The 20844-nt window shown below is 42.3% G+C and carries 16 protein-coding genes; 14 read left to right on the forward strand and 2 right to left on the reverse strand.

Annotated features, from left to right (window positions below):
• Positions 1–192: 192 nt before the first annotated feature.
• On the forward strand, positions 193–2988 hold the full coding sequence (locus AAG747_RS10260; RefSeq protein ID WP_346821070.1) for a TonB-dependent receptor: 2796 nt from the start codon (positions 193–195) through the stop codon (positions 2986–2988).
• A gap of 295 nt (positions 2989–3283) precedes the next feature.
• Here AAG747_RS10260 and AAG747_RS10265 read toward each other — a convergent pair whose 3' ends face one another.
• Complete coding sequence (locus AAG747_RS10265) at positions 3284–4540, reverse strand: GWxTD domain-containing protein (protein ID WP_346821071.1); 1257 nt, start codon at positions 4538–4540, stop codon at positions 3284–3286.
• Between the two features lie 432 nt (positions 4541–4972).
• On the opposite strand from AAG747_RS10265, the gene AAG747_RS10270 reads away from it, so the two are divergent.
• The 11 genes from AAG747_RS10270 (at position 4973) to serA (ending at position 17145) form a co-directional block, all read left to right on the forward strand.
• A complete protein-coding gene (locus tag AAG747_RS10270; protein WP_346821072.1) occupies positions 4973–5749 on the forward strand; it encodes a class I SAM-dependent methyltransferase in 777 nt (258 codons plus the stop codon).
• A gap of 143 nt (positions 5750–5892) precedes the next feature.
• The gene (locus tag AAG747_RS10275; protein ID WP_346821073.1) at positions 5893–6873 is read left to right on the forward strand and encodes a Gfo/Idh/MocA family protein; all 981 of its coding nucleotides are present in this window, start codon (positions 5893–5895) and stop codon (positions 6871–6873) included.
• A gap of 288 nt (positions 6874–7161) precedes the next feature.
• Positions 7162–8088, forward strand: coding sequence for an ATP-binding cassette domain-containing protein (locus AAG747_RS10280; protein WP_346821074.1), 927 nt, complete (start codon positions 7162–7164; stop codon positions 8086–8088).
• A gap of 84 nt (positions 8089–8172) precedes the next feature.
• Entirely contained in the window at positions 8173–8898 is a 726-nt protein-coding gene (locus AAG747_RS10285) for an ABC transporter permease subunit (protein ID WP_346821075.1), read from the forward strand.
• Positions 8899–8947: 49 nt separating this feature from the next.
• Entirely contained in the window at positions 8948–10471 is a 1524-nt protein-coding gene (locus tag AAG747_RS10290; RefSeq protein WP_346821076.1) for a GldG family protein, read from the forward strand.
• A 24-nt stretch (positions 10472–10495) separates the two neighbouring features.
• Positions 10496–11473, forward strand: a complete 978-nt coding sequence (locus AAG747_RS10295) for a DUF4340 domain-containing protein (RefSeq protein WP_346821077.1) — start codon at positions 10496–10498, stop codon at positions 11471–11473.
• Between the two features lie 263 nt (positions 11474–11736).
• Positions 11737–12954 (forward strand): glycoside hydrolase family protein, encoded by a 1218-nt coding sequence (locus tag AAG747_RS10300; protein ID WP_346821078.1) that lies wholly within the window; start codon positions 11737–11739, stop codon positions 12952–12954.
• A gap of 27 nt (positions 12955–12981) precedes the next feature.
• Positions 12982–13608, forward strand: coding sequence for a hypothetical protein (locus AAG747_RS10305; RefSeq protein WP_346821079.1), 627 nt, complete (start codon positions 12982–12984; stop codon positions 13606–13608).
• A 99-nt stretch (positions 13609–13707) separates the two neighbouring features.
• A complete protein-coding gene (gene xseA, locus AAG747_RS10310; protein ID WP_346821080.1) occupies positions 13708–14952 on the forward strand; it encodes an exodeoxyribonuclease VII large subunit in 1245 nt (414 codons plus the stop codon).
• Complete coding sequence (gene xseB, locus AAG747_RS10315; protein ID WP_346821081.1) at positions 14936–15145, forward strand: exodeoxyribonuclease VII small subunit; 210 nt, start codon at positions 14936–14938, stop codon at positions 15143–15145. The genes xseA and xseB overlap by 17 nt, the downstream gene beginning before the upstream one ends.
• 104 nt (positions 15146–15249) lie before the next feature.
• Entirely contained in the window at positions 15250–17145 is a 1896-nt protein-coding gene (gene serA / locus AAG747_RS10320) for a phosphoglycerate dehydrogenase (protein WP_346821082.1), read from the forward strand.
• A 74-nt stretch (positions 17146–17219) separates the two neighbouring features.
• Here serA and AAG747_RS10325 read toward each other — a convergent pair whose 3' ends face one another.
• A complete protein-coding gene (locus AAG747_RS10325; protein WP_346821083.1) occupies positions 17220–18698 on the reverse strand; it encodes a M28 family peptidase in 1479 nt (492 codons plus the stop codon).
• A gap of 294 nt (positions 18699–18992) precedes the next feature.
• On the opposite strand from AAG747_RS10325, the gene AAG747_RS10330 reads away from it, so the two are divergent.
• Both AAG747_RS10330 and AAG747_RS10335 read left to right on the forward strand, forming a co-directional pair.
• The gene (locus tag AAG747_RS10330) at positions 18993–19652 is read left to right on the forward strand and encodes a hypothetical protein (RefSeq protein WP_346821084.1); all 660 of its coding nucleotides are present in this window, start codon (positions 18993–18995) and stop codon (positions 19650–19652) included.
• A gap of 193 nt (positions 19653–19845) precedes the next feature.
• On the forward strand, positions 19846–20790 hold the full coding sequence (locus AAG747_RS10335; protein WP_346821085.1) for a metallophosphoesterase family protein: 945 nt from the start codon (positions 19846–19848) through the stop codon (positions 20788–20790).
• Positions 20791–20844 lie beyond the last annotated feature (54 nt).

Consider the following 20844-nt stretch of genomic DNA (forward strand, 5'->3'; position numbering starts at 1 on the left):
TTAAGTTTTAATTCTTAATTTAAGGTATAATAAATTTAACGGAATAGCCTTTAATATAGCTTATTGGTATAAATAGGGTAATTTAATGCCTTGAAAATTGTTCAAGATTTATTCATAAACCTCTCCATGACTTTTTAGATAAAAAAGATACTTTTGCAAAGAATTCATATAACTATTTAAACTTTCTAACTCATGAAAAAAAGTTTACTGTTAGTACTGTTTTTCAGTTGGTGTACTATAGCCTTAGCCCAACAAACAACCATTCAGGGGAGAATCCTGGAAGACACAGAACCAATTATCGGAGCGAACATTGTCCTTAAAGGAACTACCCAAGGTACAATTACCGATATTGATGGAAATTTTAAAATGCAAACGGATCTCAGTGGTGAACAAACACTAGTGATTTCTTTTATTGGATTTAAATCCTTGGAACAAAAGGTGAGCCTTACCGGAGGAGCGGTTAATTTGGGTGATATTCAATTGGAGGGCGAGTCGATTGGCTTACAAGAAGTAGAAGTCATTGCTTCGGTAGCGGTAGACCGTAAAACACCGGTTGCCGTTGCCAACATTGATGCTGAGATTATAGATGAACAATTGGGAAATCAGGAGTTTCCCGAAATTCTTCGCTTTACCCCTTCTACCTATGTAACCAAACAAGGAGGAGGCTACGGTGATGCTAGAATTAATTTGAGAGGGTTTGACCAGGTAAATACTGCCGTGATGATCAACGGGGTACCCGTTAATGATATGGAAAATGGTTCGGTATATTGGTCTAACTGGGCCGGTTTACAGGATGTAGCCTCAAAAGTACAAGTACAACGTGGATTGAGTGCTTCTAAGTTGGCTGTAGCATCAGTAGGTGGTACTATCAACATTATCACCAATGCTGCCGAAATGGATAAAGGGGGAGCCGCCAGTGTTACTTATGGGAATGACGGTTATCAAAAATATGCCTTAAACCTTTCTACAGGTTTAGGAAAAAGCGGATTGGCATTGACCATGCAAGGAGCCTACACGAAAGGAGACGGTTATATTGACGGAACCCAATTTGAAGGCTTTTCTTATTTGGCTTCAATGGCTTGGGTCATGAATAAAAAGCATTCCGTACATTTGACGGCTTTAGGGGCTGCTCAATGGCATAACCAACGATCTTTGGGCGTTTACGATGGAGTGACCATCGCTACCTTTAAAAACCATCCCAGAGGAGCAAAATACAACCCTTCTTGGGGAGATTATAACGGAGAGGTGTTTAGTTGGAGAAGAAACTTCTACCATAAACCTAAAATGTTCTTAAACTGGTATTGGAATATCTCTGAGAAAACCGAATTAGCCACCACTGCTTATGCTTCCTTTGGCCGGGGAGGAGGAACAGGCCCCCGGGGAAGAATCAACGGAAGTTATGATACCAGCTCGAAGTTTAGAGATACCCGTTATAAAGCAGATGCGGATGGAAATCCTTATATGGGACAAGTGAGGTTTGATCATATTGCAAGATGGAACCGGGGGCATTCTGATGCGGCTTTTGCAGATTTTGGTGCGCCTAAACCTAATTGGGGAGACATGTCTTCAGGTACCGACAAACTTCCTGACGGGTACGATGTCAACAATGGTTATTTTGCTGATAAATATGTAGCTTATGAGTCAATCTATTACAATGCCGACAAAGGACGTTACGAAACCACCCAAAATGGAGGTTTTGTTCGTAGAGCTTCTATAAACTCACATAACTGGTACGGTGTTCTTGCCAACTTAACGCATAAGTTTGATCAAAAATGGACTTTAATCTCCGGGTTGGACTTAAGAAGTTATAAAGGTATCCACTACCGTAGAATCGATAATTTGTTAGGCAACGATGCATTCTTCTCCAATGAAAACATGAACAATGCAGGGGTCTTTGTTACCCAGGAGAAAAAGTCTAGAGCGTTTGCCGAATTGCAAAATGATCAACAAATTGATTATTACAACGATGGCTTGGTTCGTTGGATAGGAACTTTCGGACAAATTGAATATTCTAAAGATCGCTTCTCTGCTCACCTTTCCGGAGCGCTTTCTCACCAGGGATACAAAAGAGTTGACTACTTTAACTACCGGGATGGAGATGCCGATCAAGAAACTTCTTGGCAAAACCGCTGGGGAGGTAACCTCAAAGCCGGAGCCAACTATAATATTGACCGACACCACAATGTTTTTGCAAATGTGGGATGGTTTTCTCGCCAGCCATTGTTTGATGCCGTTTTCTTGAACTATGTGAATGATATCAATGAAAACTTAACCAATGAAAAAATCATTAGTTATGAATTGGGTTATGGCTTGCGTACGGATTTTGTGCGGTTAAATTTAAACCTTTACCATACTACCTGGTCGGATAGGTTCAGGCAGCAAAGCGTTTCAGTGGCAGGCGGCCAACAAGGTACTGCTAACCTTACAGGTATTGGACAGCAGCACCGGGGGGTGGAGCTGGATGTGACCGTTACTCCGGTTAAAACCTTGGATATCTACGGGATGTTCTCTTTGGGAGATTGGACATACAAGGATAACATTACTGCCGATGTGTTTGATGACGGACAAAATAAAATCGGAACACACTCTCTTTATCTGAAAGATGTGAAAGTAGGTGATGCCGGACAGACTACCGCCAGAATCGGTGCAAGCGTTGAGATAGTAAAAGGCTTGAAATTGAGAGGTAGCTGGTATTATGTGGATAATTTGTATGCGGATTTCAACCCTGTATCGGACGAGATCTTCTTAACCGAAGGTAATCAAGCCTTGAAATTGCCTTCTTACAACTTGGCAGATTTTGGTTTGACTTATAAAATTAAGCTTGGTGGTTCTGAGTTGCGCTTGAATGCCAATATGAACAATGCCTTTGACACCGAGTACATTGCAGAATCCGAAACAAATATCGTAGAAGAAGGGAAGTTTGATGATAATGTTGCTTACTATGGTTTTGGAAGAACCTGGAGTGCCGGACTCAAATGGAGCTTCTAAAAGAAGAAATCGTATAAGATAAGTTATTTAATAAAACCCAAAGTGCTTCCCCCCTTACAGGAAGCACTTTGGGTTTTAAATATAACTTGTCAGAGCGCTCGCCTTTGCCCCTGCGGTAGCTGATCAAATTATTGCGAGAGGAATGAGTGATGAAGTAAACTGGGGATAGATACCTAAAATTATCACGAATCTATAGACACAAATTTTACAACCTGGATAAGCTTAAAAGAATAGCCTTAATTCCGGTTCAACACGGAATACTAAACCGTTTTACACCCTATCTGGTTTTTTAAAACTAATTCCTTTCCTCACTTTTAATCAACCCTTTGCGCCAACTTTCCACGGCATTGTACCAGCTTTTTTTCAGGTTATTGTTCCGGGCGAGTTCGTAGTGGTTGCCACTGAATAAGTTTTCCATCTTTTTAAATGAGAAAACCACTTCCTGCCCATTGTCCCGGTACATCCAGTTTTCGCCCTCCGGTGTATTTTCAATACGTTCCGGTTTGCCAAAAATGACATAGATGATCCCCCGGTCTGTTTTCCAGCCTTCTTTATAGGTTGTGAAATTTTTATTTGCATAGCCTACCCTGCGGAAATAAATACGGATCAGCTTGGCGGCATTTTCTTGAGAACCGGCAAGATTCACCCAGAAGTTCTCAAATACAGACTTCATCTTTTTGGCTTTCAACATGGAGTTCATCTCACTTCCGGTAGAAATGTACACCATGGATTTTATCAGCTTTTCCAGTTTTTTGTATTTGGGATAATCCTTTCCAACGACTTTTATGCCGATTCCCGTAGCTCCTGTAGTGTCTTCTTGCGCCAAATACAAAGCCTCTTGCGCCAAGCTTACCGGTACATTGGTTTTAACCGTAAGTACGGAGTCTATTTTCAACTCTTTTTGCGGATTGGCATAATCTACGGCCATGGGAGGAGGAGCCGGGTTGAAGTCATGAGTAAACCGGACCAAGTAAAGAGTAGTATCCTGCGAAGAGGTAAATACCAAGCTATCGCCCACCATGGTGAAAAGAGTGTGTTGTGGGTTACTCAAATTTTTGATACCGAAATTTACCTTGGGAGTATTGGGCAGATAGTTGAACGAACGGCTTGCCTTTAGGTTTTCTACCGTATCCACCAAGTTGATATGCACCTGTAAAGGCTGATCGCTTTTGGGCAGTGCAAGAGTGTAGTAAAACAGTTCATTGACTTGTTGGGTCACTTGCTGAGACAGTTGCACCGTATCCGTAAATTGAACCACACTGTCATTGGGATTTTGAACACTATAAAGCAAGTGCATGTTTGACAGGGAGCCGTCTTCCCTCATGGAGTACGGCTTAAAAGCGATTTCTACCGCAGTAGAAGTTCCCTTTTGAATAAGCTTTAGTTGTAAAAATAATTCGTTGGAAGCTTCCTGGGCTTTGATTTCGGCACTGAGGGGAAAATAAAAGCATATCAAACAAACTATCAGTTGAAAGCGGATCATATTGGAAAATTCTTTATAAATGGATGTTTTATTGGAACAGCGGGTATCGAATTTAGACGTTGATTGCATTTTATCACAGACTTATGCCCACTTTAAAAAATGGGTTTACTAACATAAGTATTAGAAGTTAAATTTAACAATTATCCTCATAGAATCATTTTATCTGGTATATTCTCACCACGATTTCTTCTCTTAACATATACGAACACCAAACTTGAAAAGAAGTAAAAAAATCAGATGGAATTTGATTAATTCAAGCTTGGCGGGCGAATCTTCCCCACATGCCTTATCTTTGGGCGATTTTAGAGGAACGAAACGGTAAGGCAGAGGTGGATACTGTGATGAATTGATTCAAATGAATGTTTTACCTATATTCATAAATGCTCGTCAGGATACACCGGGCATTTGGCAATAACCCCAAACTTGCAACTACCAAGAGGTTTGCTTTCTGTTTGCAAACTCTCAACTATTTAGACGCATTACTAATGTTAATCGATATTTATGTTTAGTACAACAGAAATCACCTCGCACGAAGAGCAAAGTGATAATGTCATTCATCAGCGCTTGTATTTTGCCTATGTGGAAGCCGCCAAGCGGATCAAGGGCAATGTGCTGGAGATAGGTTGTGGGGCCGGAAGAGGCTTGGAAACCATTATCAAGGCCAGTGATTCGTTCACTGCCATTGACAAAAATGAAAAATTACTCACTTTGCACGGGCAACAATATTTGCATTGCCATTTTCTTCACCAATCCGTGCCCCCTTTGGAAGGCCTGGAAGATAATGAGTACGATTACGTTTTGTCTTTTCAGGTGATAGAACATATCGAAGACGATGATTTATTTGTCAAAGAAATTCACCGGGTGTTAAAACCGGGAGGGAAAGCAATTATTACTACTCCCAACATTCATATGTCCCTGACACGCAACCCTTGGCATGTACGAGAGTATACGGCCAAACAAATGAAGGATTTGATGGGGCGCTATTTTGATAAGGTGGAGGTAAAAGGCATTACCGGAAACCATAAGGTGATGAAATATTATGAAGACAACAAAGCCTCTGTAAAAAAAATCACCCGCTTTGATGTGTTCAATTTGCAATACCGCTTGCCTCGCAAGTTCCTGCAAGTTCCTTACGATTTACTCAACCGGGTGAATAGGAAAAAGCTACAAAAAGGAAATGATGAGCTGGTACTGAGTGTAAAAGTGGAGGATTATCATTTTGCCGATTATGCCGAAGACGGGTTTGACTTTTTCTGCATTGTAGAAAAAAACGGATAGGCAATCATTAGCCAATGGATAATTGTTAGTATAAATATTGAACCGGGCAATGAAAGCAAGGTACGTTTGCTAAATGGTACAATTAAATTTAAAACTTACCTTCAACCCTTCATTCCCTCAATCTGTCAAACGTTTTTAAATTTATGAGTGAAGTAATCAAGTGGGGCTTTATCGGTTGTGGGGCAGTGACAGAATTAAAAAGCGGACCGGCTTTTCATAAAATACCCGGTTCGGAGGTGATTGCGGTAATGAGGCGGAACGCCCAAAAAGCGGAAGATTACGCAAAGAGGCATGGCATTGCCAAATGGTATACGGATGCCGAAGCGTTGATTCACGACCCGGAGGTTAATGCCGTGTATATTGCGACTCCTCCAGGTTCGCATGCCGAATATTGCAAAAAGGTGGCAGCAGCCGGAAAGCATGTGTATGTGGAAAAACCCATGGCCCGCAACCATGCCGAATGCCTGGAAATGCTTGAGGCTTGTGCTAAGGCCGGGGTAAAATTGTTTGTGGCTTATTACCGGAGAACCTTGCCTCACTTTTTATGGGTGAAAGATCAATTGCAAAAAGGAGCGATTGGAGAGGTGCGTTTGGTGAACTTAAAGCTTTATAAACATATTCCTTCTATCGATCATCAAACGGGAGAATTGATGTGGCGGGTATTTCCGGATGTAGCCGGAGGCGGGCATTTCTATGACTTGGCTTCCCATCAGTTAGATTACCTTGACTTTGCCTTGGGACCTATTGCGGAAGCTTCCGGAATTAAAAGCAATCAGGCAGATTGGTATCCGGCAGAAGACATTGTCATGGGGAATTTTCGCTTTGAGTCAGGCGTGTTGGGTACCGGGGCTTGGTGTTTTACCACCCATCAAGATGACCACCTTGACGAGATAGAAATTATCGGTTCCAAAGGGAAAATTCGTTTTTCTACTTTTGGCGAACCTCTGGTAAAATTATACCGAGAGGGGCACTGTACCGAACATCGCTTTGAACTCCCGGAAAATATTCAATTCTACTTAATTAAAAGCATTGTGGAGGAGCTTCAGGGCAAGGTTGTTTCTTGCCCCAGTACCGGAATCAGCGCTGCCCGGACCAATAGGGTAATGGAACAAATCTGTAGTTGAGAAAAGGAAATGGGAGGAAACGATGTACAGGTTAGGAATTATCACGAATGGTTTACAGCTGTCATTTTTTGTTTTCCTGATGAAATCACAGGGAGAACGGTTTAGTTTGGAGAGAAACAAGATCAACCGGACCATGGCTGCCCAGTGAAAATGTATTCGTGATAATGTTTCCTATTCGGCAATTCGTGCTTTTATTCTTCTATTTTTAACATTTTTTAATACCTTTTTTCTGGATAATTAATAAACCGCCTTATAAAATTGCAATACAACCAAATACCGTAAGGGATCATGGCTATTGTAGTTGAAAATTTGACGAAATTGTATGGTTCTCAAAAGGCGGTTGACAATATCTCCTTTGAGATCAAAACCGGAGAAGTAGTTGGTTTTCTGGGTCCTAACGGGGCCGGGAAGAGTACAACTATGAAAATGATTACCTGCTACATGGCTCCCAGCCAAGGCAGTATCCGGTTAGATCGGTTTAACGCCAGCGAGCAACCTGAAGAAATCAAAAAACGCATCGGTTACCTTCCCGAAAACAACCCGCTGTACACCGATATGGCAATTGTGGACTACCTGAAGTTTTGTGCGGAATTACAAGGGGTGGAGAAGGAGCAGCTTTCACAAAGAATCCGGGCAATGATCGAACTCTGTGGCCTTACCAGAGAGCGATACAAAAAAATCCATGCGCTATCCAAAGGGTACCGGCAACGGGTAGGCCTGGCCCAGGCAATGATACACGACCCGGAAATCCTGATTTTGGATGAACCCACTACGGGACTGGACCCTAATCAACGGATCGAAATCCGGAAACTCATCAAAGAATTGGGAAAGGAAAAGACGGTTATTCTCAGTTCTCATATCCTCCCGGAAGTGGAAGCAACTTGCGATCGCATTTTGATTATCAACCGTGGTCAAATCGTAGCGGACGGTAGTGCCGTTACTTTGCGCCAACAGGCACAGGGGCAAGAGCTATTGGAGTTGAATATTGAAGCCTCCAATGGAGCCGATGTCCGGGCGGCCTTGTTGGATTTGGCACCGGTAGAAACCGTACAGCCTGTGGAAGACAAACAAGGCTTTTTCCGTCTGCAAAGCAAACCCGATACGTCCTCCCGCAAGGCCATATTCGATTTATGTGTGGAAAAGCAATGGTACTTGATGGAAATGCGGGGCATCGAAACTCGCCTGGAAGACGTCTTCAGAGAGTTGACCAATTGATAGACATATTGGGTATAATATCTAATTGGGCATGGTCTTTTTCTGTTGAAAAACTGAGGCCGTGTCCGGGAAAACAGCGATAAAATGAAAAGCATTTGGATTATCACAAAAAGAGAAATAGCGTCTTATTTTGATTCTCTGATCGCCTATGTAATGATTGTGTTGTTTTTAGGCTTCAGCGGTTTTTTTACCTGGTTGTTTGGCAATCATATCTTTATGATCAACCAGGCCAGTTTACAGGTCTTTTTCAGTATTTCTTATTGGACCTTGTTCTTTTTTATCCCGGCCATTACCATGCGTTCCCTGGCAGAAGAAACCCGCTCCGGAACCATTGAATTATTGAGTACCAAAGCGGTTTCCGATCCACAAATTGTCAGTGGGAAGTTTCTGTCTTGCCTCCTGTTGGTGATTGTGGCTTTGGGATGCACACTGCCGTATTACCTTACCCTCCTCTTTTTAGGGAAAGTAGACCATGGGGCCGTAATGGGAGGGTATTTCGGCTTGGTATTATTAAGTGCCGCTTATATCAGTATTGGCATTTTTGCCAGTAGTTTGTCTAACAACCAGGTTGTAGCCTTTTTGTTAGCGCTTACCATCGGAATCTTTTTCCATGTGTTGTTTGATGTCATGGCGGCAAGCTTTACGGGTGTAATGGGCGAAATTTTGAATTACCTCAGTGCCCGCGCCCATTTCGAATCTATTTCCCGGGGGGTGCTTGATTCGCGCGACTTGATTTATTTCTTCTCCTTGGCAGGCATGGGTTTACTGCTTTCTCAAACTATGTTGTCAAGAAGAAACTGGCAGGGATAGCTCCTCCCAATTCATCTTAACTAATCATTGTTTTGACTTGTAATAGACGATGCTGACTAAAAGAAATATCATAACAAAGTTAGGACTGTTAACCGCCATAATCGTACTGGTTAATTTAATTGCCAGTAAAGCTTTTTTGAGATTGGATTTTACGGCAGATCAGCGCTATACCTTGGACAAGGCCACAAAGGATATCCTGAGTGATTTGGAAGAGGTCATCACCATCAAAGCGTATTTTTCCGAAGATTTACCCCCTCAGCTTTTGAGCAATCGTCAGGATTTTAAAGATTTGTTGATCGAATATGAAAACCGCTCGGGAAGTCAGATTGTGTATGAATTTATCAATCCCAATGAAGATGAGGCGGCCGAACAAAAAGCCCAACAAACCGGAATCAGTCCCTTGCTAATCAATGTGCAGGACCGGGATCAGGTGAAACAAATGCGCGCATATATGGGGGCGGTGGTAGAAACCGGTGACCGGAAAGAAATCCTCCCGGTTATCCAACCGGGAGCTGCCATGGAATACGACTTGACAACTGCCATTAAGAAACTTACGGTGGTGGACAAGCCTAAAGTGGCTTTTCTACAAGGCCATGGAGAACCCTCCATGTATGCCTCTCAACAAGTAGTACAACAGTTGTCGGTATTGTTTGAGGTAGAGCCTTATACCTTATCGGATACAGCGGAAATCCCTGCTTTTTACAAGGCCATCGCTTGGGTGAGCCCTCAGGATACCGTACCGGACAGCCATTTGATGAAATTGGACAATTATTTGAAAACAGGTGGAAGTATTTATCTCGCTTACAGTGGGGTGCAGGGCAATTTGCAAAGTAATTCCCTTACCAAGGCCCCGGATATTGGTTTGAAAGGCTGGCTGGAGGATAAAGGGATTCACCTGGGAAGCAACTTTGTCATTGATGTGAGTTGCGGTTCGGTCAGTGTACAACAACAGCAAGGGCCTTTTGTCTTTAATACCCAGGTAGAGTTTCCCTATTTCCCAATGATTGCCAAGTTTGCCGATCACCCGGTGTCCAAAGGACTGGAATCGCTTTTTTTACCTTTTGTAAGCGACCTTCAGATTAATCAGGATACAAGCAATACTTTGGTGACATATACACCCTTGGCCTTTACTTCAGAGCGCTCCGGTTTAGTCCCGGCTCCTGCGATGTTGGATATAAACCGGGAATGGACGGCTCAGGATTTTAACCAGACAGCCCAGCCTGTTGCCGTGGCCTTGGAAGGACAACTGGTAGGTAATACTCCATCGAAAATAGTGATGATTGCCAACGGGCAGTTTGCGGTAAACGGGGCACAAGGAAACCAGGCAGTAAATCCGGACAATGTCAATTTCACTGTGAATGCCATTGATTGGCTGGCAGATGATACCGGGCTGATCGACTTGCGTACCAAAGGGGTTACTTCCCGTCCTTTAGATCCATTGGAAGAAGATACCAAAGCATTTTTGTCCTATGCCAACGTTCTGGCTCCGATTGCTCTGATTATCCTGTATGGAATGCTGCGCAGACAGCAGTATCTAAACAAACGAAGACGCTGGATGGAAGGAAATATTTGACCAATTAGTAACTTCTGAAATTATATGAAACTATCTAATCGTAAACTACTGGGGATTCTATTTGTGTTACTAGCCATCTATGCAGGCATCCGGTTTTGGGGAGGTACATCCCGGAGCAAAACATTGAAAGAAACTTTAGTGAATATTCAGAGGGACCGGGTAAGCCGGGTGCTGATCGATAAAGGCGGGGAACAATTGGAGTTGATAAATCAGGACAACTCATGGAAAGTGAAATTGGACAATGGGAAGTATGCCCAGGCCATGGAAAGTAGTGCAAAAGAGCTCTTGAGTAATCTGGCCTCCATTCAACCAAGCCGGCTGGTGGCGAAACGTGCAACCCAATGGAAGGACTATCAGGTAGATTCGACAGGAACCCGGGTGCAAGTGTTTGAAGGTGAAAAACGTACCTTGGATATCGTTTTAGGCCGCCTGGCCATGAAGGCCCAGCCACAAAATATACAACCGGGAATGTACGGGCGGCAACAACAGGCATTTTATAGTTTTGTACGCTTACAAGGAGACGAAAATGTGTATGCCGCAGATAATTTTATGAGCTTATCCGTCAGTACAAAAGCAGATGCTTATCGTAATAAAAAGCTGTTGACCTTCAACCGGGATTCCATTCATCGGGTAAGTTTTCTTTTGCCGGATGAGAAATCCTTTGTACTGGAAAAAACAGCAGACAAACAATGGGAAATAGAAGGTCAACAAGCCGATTCAGTCCATGTTGAGCATTATCTAAGTGAGTTGGCTTATGTAAACGGACAGGCATTTGCGGATGGGGTAAATCCGGAGGGTTTTACCAAAGCAGCGTATTCCTTATTGATTAACGAGGAAGGAAAACCCGAACCGGTACAAGTTCATATTTTTGAGCATCCCCAATACAAGTTTATTCTTAATTCCTCTGAGAATAAAGAAGCGTATTTTGCCGATCCGGATTCACTTCTTTTTAAACAGATAGTGAAGTACCCGTTAGATTTTATCAAACAGGAAACGAATTGATAACGTCCTCAGGTTATGGACAGACTGTCCGAATGAAATGTAAATATGTTCAAAGAGGATCCTCACTCAGAAAACTGCTCCACCTAATTTACTCATTGGCCATACCTTGTAACTTGAACGAATCAAGAAGTTAAAATCATTGCTTCCTCAGGCCCAATGCTATTCTACAATGAATGCCATTGGGTTCTGTTTTTTTTAAATAACTGGAAGGCTGTTCAGAAAAGAAATAATATCTTTGAAAGAGTAACGAAAACTCACTCACCATGCACTCCTATCTATTGATTGTCTTACTACTTAGTGTGAGTTACACTTGGCAAGCTTGCTATGATGTTTCCCACAGTGTACGCCCCCAACCACTTCAAGCCAAGTTAGAGCGTTTAAACGAGTCATTGGTATTGCAAGGGCCTTCCGTATTGCACGACCCTGACCGTTTTGTTTGGGGAGGGAGTGTGGTAAAAGGAAAGGATGGCCGGTATCATATGTTGTATTCCACTTGGGAGTCGGGCAGTGGCTGGCCTTCTTTTAAAGACAGTTGGGTACTCCATTCTAAAATTGGCTATGCGGTTTCGGATTATCCCGATCGCGATTTCCGGTTTCAAAAAATTGTATTGCAAGGCCGTTTGCATGAAGGGGATTCTACTGCCTGGGATGCTCAAATGGTTCATAATCCTCATGTGAAAGCATTCAATGGACGCTTTTATTTGTACTATATAGGTGCCAAAGATCCGGGCCTACAACCGGTAGGTTCCCCCGGCGAAAAATTGAGTAAGCGCAACCGGGTACAGCAATGCCAACAAATAGGCGTGATTGCATTTGACAGTTTTGAGGATTTGCTTACCGGGAATTTCGAGCGGCCTCTTCAACCCTTATTAAGTCCCAGAACCCGGGTGAAAAAAGACCAGGTGGTGAATCCCTCGCCTGCCGGTACCGAAGCGAAACCGGATAACCTGATCGTGGTAAACCCTTCGGTGGTGTTCAGGCCATCGGATGGTAAGTACTTACTGTATTTCAAAGGAAATCTTTACGATCCGCAATGGCGAGGAGTACATGGTGTGGCGGTTTCCGATACGCCTACAGGCCCATTCCGGCCTTTGGATCAATTTGTTTTCGATATGCCCACTTCAGATGGAAAAATAGCAAGTGCGGAAGACCCCTATGTTTGGTTTCACCCGGGGGATTCCCGGTTTTATGCCGTATTTAAAGACTTCACAGGGGTCATTACCGGAGTGGAACCGGGTTTGGCAATGTTGGAGTCAAAGGATGGCATCCGTTGGGAAAAACCCAAACAGGCTTTTTTTATGAAAAAGGAACTGTCATTGGCAAGTGGAAAAGCCTTAAAAGTAGACCGGTTGGAGCGGCCTCAATTATTCATTGATGAGCAAGGACATCCCGCAGTGGTGTACCTGGCTTGCTCGATAGAGCCCGCCAATCAAAAAACAGATGGCAGTACCTTTAATGTCCACATTACCTTGAAGAAATAAAACACCGAAACGTCTTTTACTTATATTATGAAAAAACTATTCACTGTATTCAGCTATGTAAAAAGCAGGGGGGGGAAGGTACTGGTTAAACTTTTGCCTGTCCTGTTTACTTTTTTCCTATTGCTAGGAATATCCTTGAGTTTCCTGTTGTATGAAGTTTGGCAATTGTTTCAACAAGATACCCCGTCTTACAATCATTTTCTGATTCAGCTCTTTCTACTCACTCTTTTGCTGCCGGGGCTGTATTGGATGTTGGGAATACGGTATTTTTATAAAACGATGTTGCTCGTGGTTTTTGAAGATGCACTGCCCCTGATGAAACAGTACCTGATGCGTTGGCTGGAAAAAAGAAAAGGTATGCAAAAATTGCAAAATGCCGGAGATTTTAAACTGACGGTGATTTTGAATGAATGGACTGAGAAACTACCCAAACTTCTTAAAAAGAGCATTGACAAGCTTTTGGAGCAAATCCCTTTTTATGATATTTACAATGAAGTTTCCTCCTCGGAAAACCGGACGGAAACGGTTGCTGACTTGGTGATGGGCAAACTGGACGAGCACATGAGGGACCTCCTGTCTAATGAATGGACGGCTTATCAATTGGCGGGTATCCATGCTATAAATTTGGGTGTTTTGCTGTATTTACATTATTGACCGCTATTCGAAGCTTCAATCATGATTCGCTTGCTTGCAGATTTTCGTACTCCTGCTTTTTTCTACCTTCGTGAAATTCTGACATTGAAATTATAACATTTGAAATATTTCACCTTATATCAGCTCAATAAAAGTATCCAAAAACACCTTCAAAGCATCCAGCGGGAAGTGTGGATTACGGCAGAGGTAGCTCAGGTGAATATTGCCGAGCATTGTTATCTGGAGCTAGTCCAAAAAGATGAGCAAACCGAAAGGATTGTGGCCCGGTCGAGAGGGATTATCTGGAGCAAGCGCTTGGATGAGTTGTATGGAAATTTGGGAGAAGATCTGGAAAACTTATTGGCTCCGGGTGTGAAAGTATTGGTCCAAGTAATGCTTAATTTTCACCAGGTACACGGCTTGTCATTGCTTATTTCGGACATCGATCCTCGGTATACGTTGGGTGAGTTAGAGTTGAAGCGGCAAGCCACACTCAAAAAATTGCAAGAGTTGGATTTATTGAACAGGCAAAAGCTCTTGACACTCCCTCCGGTACTGCAACGGATTGCTATCATTTCTTCACCGGAAGCGGCTGGTTACACAGATTTTATCAATCAATTGCAACACAACGCCTATGGGTATGATTTTCAACTGACCCTTTATCAAACGGCTGTACAAGGAGAAAGAGCTTTGCCCGAAATTGCCCGGCAGTTGCAACAAGTGCATGAAGAAGCTTATGACGTAGTAGTATTGATCAGAGGGGGAGGCTCCAAGTTGGATTTGGAGGTGTTTAATGAATTCGCCATTGCCGAGCAAATTGCCCTACTACCTTACCCGGTGTTGACGGGGATCGGGCATCACCGGGATGAAACGGTGGCAGATTTGGTAGCCTATCATGCGTTGAAAACGCCTACGGCCGTTGCCGAATTTTTGATCCAATACAACCTGGAATTTGAAATGCGCCTTCAGCAGCTTTTGGATAGGATTGTCCGCAAAGCCGATGGTGTATTGGAATATCAGTTGGAAGTGTACAGACAATTGGAAAATAATATTAAAAACCTGACTCAGAACAAGCTGCAACAAGAACATACATTCCTGCAAAATCAGAAAATGTTATTACAAACCCGGGTGGATTTTATGCTGCAAAAGACCCGGCTGCAATTAGAGGCGATGGAAAAACAAATCGAGAGTTTAAGTCCCGAACGGGTATTGGCAAGAGGCTTTTCGATTACTTTGAAAGATGGAAAAGTAGTTAAACCAGGCTTGGAAGTACTACCTGGCGATGTACTGAGCACTCATACTTCAGTACAAGTCATTGAAAGTAAGGTATTGAAAATTCAACAAAAAAATGAAAACATCGAATAGTGAGACGCTCACCTATCAAAAGGCCATTGAAGAATTGCAATCCATACAAGAAGACCTGGCTGCCAATGAAATTCCGGTAGACCAACTGGCCGAGAAGGTGAAAAGAGCACATGTATTGCTTCAATTCTGTAGGGGGAAATTGCGGAATGCAGAAAAAGAATTGAAGGATATTCTGAACGAACATGAAGAATGATGGGCTATGAATTTTACCATTTATCTAATATTTTCATGCTTCTATTGCAAAGCTTTGAAGAAATTGTTTGTTATTTTTGAATCTTAAAAATATGTCCATAAAGAATGAACAAACGAAAATACTTGGTAATCGACTTTGACAGCACCTTTACGCGAGTGGAGGCGCTGGATGAATTGTGTGATATTGCCCATGAGGGGAAATCTGACAAACAAGAAATTCTTCAAAAAGTAAAGCATATTACTGACTTGGCGATGGAGGGAAGCTTGTCGTTCCGGGAAGCTTTGGAACAGCGTGTGGATTTGTTGGTAGCTAACAAAGCACATTTGGCTCAGCTAATCAGCCGTTTGAAGGAAAAAGTGTCGGAGTCCTTTAAGCGAAACCGTGAGTTTTTCGAAAAACACAGTGATGATGTGTTGATCATTTCCAACGGGTTTAAAGATTTTATTACCCCGATCGTCACAGCGTATGGCATCAAAGAAGAAAATATTTATGCCAATACATTCATTTTTGACGAAGAAGGTAATATTACCGGTTTTGATCATACAAATCCATTGTCACAAGCCAAAGGAAAAGTGAAGTTGATGCAGGAGTTAGACCTGGCAGACGGACAAGTGTTTGTGATTGGTGATGGACATACGGATTATGAAATCAGAGAAGCCGGTTTGGCTCATAAGTTTTATGCCTTTACAGAGAATATCGAGCGGCAGAGTGTAACCCAAAAGGCTGACCATGTGGCCCCGAGTTTTGATGAAGTATTGTATGTAAATAAATTGCCCCGGTCTATTTCCTATCCCAAAAACCGCATCAAAGTACTGCTTTTGGAAAATGTACACCCCAATGCTTTTAAAGCCTTTGAAGAAGAAGGCTATCAAGTGGAGTTGTACAAAGGGGCTATGGATGAGGCTGAGTTGGCCGAGAAAATTAAAGGCGTGTCGATTTTAGGGATCCGCTCTAAAACCCAAATCACCAAAAAGGTATTGGAAAAAGCCAATCGCCTGATGCTGATCGGGGCTTTTTGTATCGGTACCAACCAGATTGACCTGGAAGCATGTATGGAAAAAGGGGTGGCTGTATTTAACGCTCCTTATAGTAATACCCGTTCGGTAGTGGAATTGGCCGTTGGCGAAGTGATTATGTTGATGCGGAATTTGCCGGATAAGATTACTGCCATGCACCAGGGAAAATGGAACAAATCGGCTACCAATAGTTTTGAAGTACGGGGAAAAAAACTGGGAATTATCGGATATGGTAATATCGGTTCTCAACTGTCAGTACTGGCTGAGTCCATGGGAATGGATGTGTATTATTATGATATTGTAGAAAAGCTTGCCCTCGGAAATGCTACCAAATGCACTTCCCTGAAAGAGTTGTTGAATACTGTGGATGTTGTGTCTCTGCACGTGGATGGTCGCTCTGAGAATAAGAATATTTTTGGGGAGAAGGAATTTGCACAAATGAAAGACGGGGCTATTTTGATTAACCTGGCCCGGGGTTCGGTGGTGCAGATACCGGCTTTGGTACATAACCTCAAAAACGGAAAACTGAAAGGGGCAGGGATTGATGTATTCCCGGAAGAACCTAAAAATAACCAGGAAGAATTTATTTCCGAATTGCGAACCATGCCGAATGTAATCCTGACACCACATATCGGAGGGAGCACCTTGGAAGCCCAGGAAAATATTGCCGACTTTGTGCCTGGTAAATTGATCGAGTATGTGAATACCGGTAATACCTTTAACAGTGTGAATTTCCCGAACTTGCAGTTGCCACAACTCGAAAATGCGCACCGTTTGTTGCATATTCATAAAAACGTATCGGGAATCATTGCGAAAATCAACGGGGTGCTGGCACAGCACAATATCAACATTGTAGGGCAATACCTGAAAACCAATGAGCAAATTGGTTATGTGATTACAGATATCGATAAAACGTATAGTGAGGAAGTGATTAAAGATCTGAAGTCTATCGAGCATACGATCAAATTCAGAATCTTGTATTAACTTTTACCAAGTTATAAAAAAAGCCCTTCCGGATTGAAATCTCCGGAAGGGCTTTTTTATAACTGTGTCTCCTCTTATTGATTATAGAGTTCTTTTCCTGCTTTATAATATTTGTCTCCCTTCTTCCAAAAAGGCGTTTGAGGGTCATTGCCAATCAGTCGGCAGGAGTATACATAAGCCCGAAAAAATTTGTACAAATAGTCATAATCCACCGTATCCGGGTTGTCCGATTGCTGGTGGTAGTATTTCATGATTTCCTGGTCAAAGGCAGTAAATCCCAAACTGAAAGTAGGGGCCGGAATGCCTTTAAGGGCAAAGTTGACATTGTCTGAGCGGTCAAATAAGCCCTGTTCCGGAGCCGGATCATCGGTGGCTTTTAAGGCATACGTTTCACATGCTTTTACGATATGATCGCTGGCGGTGGTGCGGTTAAGCCCTATGATGGTGGCAATGCTGGTATCGTTATAGCCTCCGTTATCGCTGTTAAAGCAGTAGACCATTTTATCCAAAGGCAATAAGGGGTGTTCCACATACCACTTTGAGCCTAACAGGCCCTTTTCTTCTCCGGTAAATAAAATGAATAATGCCGAGCGTTTGGTGGGGAACTTTGCCAGATTTTCAGCAGCACTTAACACCGTTACAGTCCCGATAGCATTGTCACGGGTTCCGTTGAAGATAGAATCACCTTCCGCATTGGGCTCTCCCACACCTACATGGTCGTAATGGGCTGAATAAATGATAAATTCCTCTTTTAACTTCGGGTCGGTTCCCTCTACCATTCCGACTATATTGCTCGATTGAATTTGTTCCACTACCCGTCCTTCGATTTCAATACTGACTTTTTGCCCTTGAAGGGTTTCAATTTCTTGAACCAAGGTGTTGTCCATGTCTTTTAACCAAAGATAAGGCAATTCCAATTCTTCCTTTTCTTGCAGTTGGACTTGAGATTTATGCAAATAGCCTTTCAAAAAATTCCACGGCAATTTCCTGGAATTATAAAATTCGATAACGGCCAATGCCCCATGCTGAATGGCTAATTCTTTTTTGATTTTAATTTTCTTAAACATGCTCTGAGGATTGCCCTCAGCACCACCGTGTACAAATACAATTTTGCCTTTTACATCTTTGCCTTTATAGTCATTTTCCAGCCCGTTTTGGAGGTAAACGATTTTTCCTTCTAATTTCTCGTTCTTGCCATCCAATACCAGAAAGTCCTCTTTTACTTCAAAGTTGTGCTCGGCAAAGCGAAGGGATGCGGCAGAAGCCGGCTGGGTCTTTTTCAAAGATACATGTTGAAAGTAGCCGTTTCCATTGGCACCGGGTACTGGCTGGACCCCATAGCGTTGAAAAGTGGTAGCCAAATATTTTGCTGCGATTTTCAATTCCGGAGAACCTGTATCACGGCCCCGTAGTTCATCCGAAGCCAGAAAATGAATATGTCCTTGAATCGTACTTTTTTGTACGGTTTCATCTGTTTTATCTTTGTCAGTCTTTTGCGCGAATACGTTAGGAGTAAGTAAGATGCAAAAGAACCAGATGATGAATTTGCTCATAAGTTATGTAATTATGGTGAAGTCCGTGAAGATACGATGTAGTTCCAATTTTGTAAATGAAATTCGGATGAATGGTTGCCGGAAGGGTGAAATAAGTGCATACATTTATGAGAATGTAGTGATTCCCTTAAAATGGAAAGGCCATATTGTATAGCAAGAAAGAAGCGTAATTGACCAATACAATCGTATCATTTACTTTTAAGGTTTTAATTAAAAATTCTCCTGATCCGTATACTCAATATAGATATGACTAAACATTTACAACTATTCATTTTTTTGATTACTTTCATTTTTATGTCAACTTCAAGTTTTGCTCAAAAAAAATATAAGTGGGTACAGGGCAAGGCGGAATTGTTAGATGGAGAAAAATTTGAAGGAAAGTTGATATACCGCCCGGATGATATAAGAGGCTTGATTCAATTGAAAAAGGAGGAAAGAATCTTAACATATTCTCCTTTTGATGTAAGCTTGTTTAGTTATTATGACAAGAAAACGAAGAAAAACAGAGTGTTTCATTCGCTTCCTATTTTCAACTATTCGGATGAAAGTTTCCAACCTGAATTTTTAGAACTTTTGTTTGAAGGGGAATTGATTACTGTTTTTAAACAACATGTTGCCGTAAAGCGTCCGGATCAGCCCTTAGAAGCGAAAGTAGATTGGGAATTTATCATTCTTGCGGATATGACCTCCGGAAAGATGGAATACTATTCTTATCCTAATGAAATGACTAAACGCAGAAAGGTTTCTTTTTGGGAGGCATTTGAATTCAAGAATCCATTTGCCAAATATGCTTATGACAAACGACTTTTAACAGATATGGTAGGGAATAAATCTGCAATTCTCAGAGAATATACCAAAAAAGAAGAGCTTAGAATTAAGCAAGTAGAAGGCTTGGTAAAAGTCCTTGCCAAGTACCATGAGTTGATGGAGGCAGGCTACAATTTAGTAAATTAAAGTAGCCACCTCTCTCTGTTTCCGGGAGTAGCTTTTCCCTCTGGCCTCAAAGGATTTGTGCACTTACCATAAGTTTGTGGTCCCTTCTGAAAATTCATCAAAAATTATTCATCCGGTTTCTACCTTTTTGATAAGCTTCATTATCTTTATGAATTAAAAATTAACTAACCATTCAATTAATTAATCTAACAGGATGAATTCAAGACGAAGTTTTATCAAAAAGGTCGGAGTAGCGGCAGGAGCTGCTTCATTGGCCGTCAGTACCAATGTATTGGCGGAAGCTCAAAAAAAGAAAAAAGCCAAACGGGCTTTGCGTATTGCGCATTTGACAGACGTACATTTATTGGCCGAACCCAAAGCGGAAAATGCTATGGTGACGCTATTTACGGAATTGAATTCGATGAAAGATCAACCGGATTTTATCATCAACACGGGTGATACTATCATGGATGCCAACAATCAATTGCCCGAAGTGGTGGAAGAGCGTTGGGAAGCCTGGCACCGGGTGTGCCAGCACAATTCATTGAAAATGCATCATTGCATTGGCAATCATGATGTATGGTACCTGCCCAAAGAGAAAAAGGAGCAATACAAAGGGGACAAACGCCTTGGAAAAACCTGGGTGATGGACGAACTGAAAATGAAACAACGGTATTATTCCTTCTCTCAAGGGGGCTGGCATTTTATCGGGCTGGACAGTATTAACTACGGGGACAAGGGTGTACATATCGATGAAGAGCAATTGACTTGGTTGAAAGCCGAATTGGACAAAATCGGCCCGGATGCCCCGGTTTGTGTGTATTCTCATATTCCTATTTTATCCATTACTTCTTTCACCTATTATTTGCATCGCAAACCGGCTACCGAAGTTCGTTTTCCTTGGGGCGATATGCATTCGGATTTTAACGATCTGAAAGCCTTGTTTCATAAACATAAAAATGTAAAACTGGCGCTCAGCGGCCACAACCACTACATTGACGATGTGGATTACCTAGGTACTAAGTACTTGTGCAACGGAGCGGTTTCCGGCTCTTGGTGGGGTGGTGATTTGGACGAGTTCCCTCCGGCCTATGCGTTGATCGACCTCTACGAAGACGGAACGATCGAGCATGAGATGGTATATTATAAGTGGAAATAACACAAAGGATATAACTTTAAAAAACAACCTTCCGGGTACTTTGGTACCCGGAAG

The sequence above is a fragment of the Rapidithrix thailandica genome (assembly GCF_039710355.1).
GTDB classification, from domain to species: domain Bacteria; phylum Bacteroidota; class Bacteroidia; order Cytophagales; family Flammeovirgaceae; genus Rapidithrix; species Rapidithrix thailandica.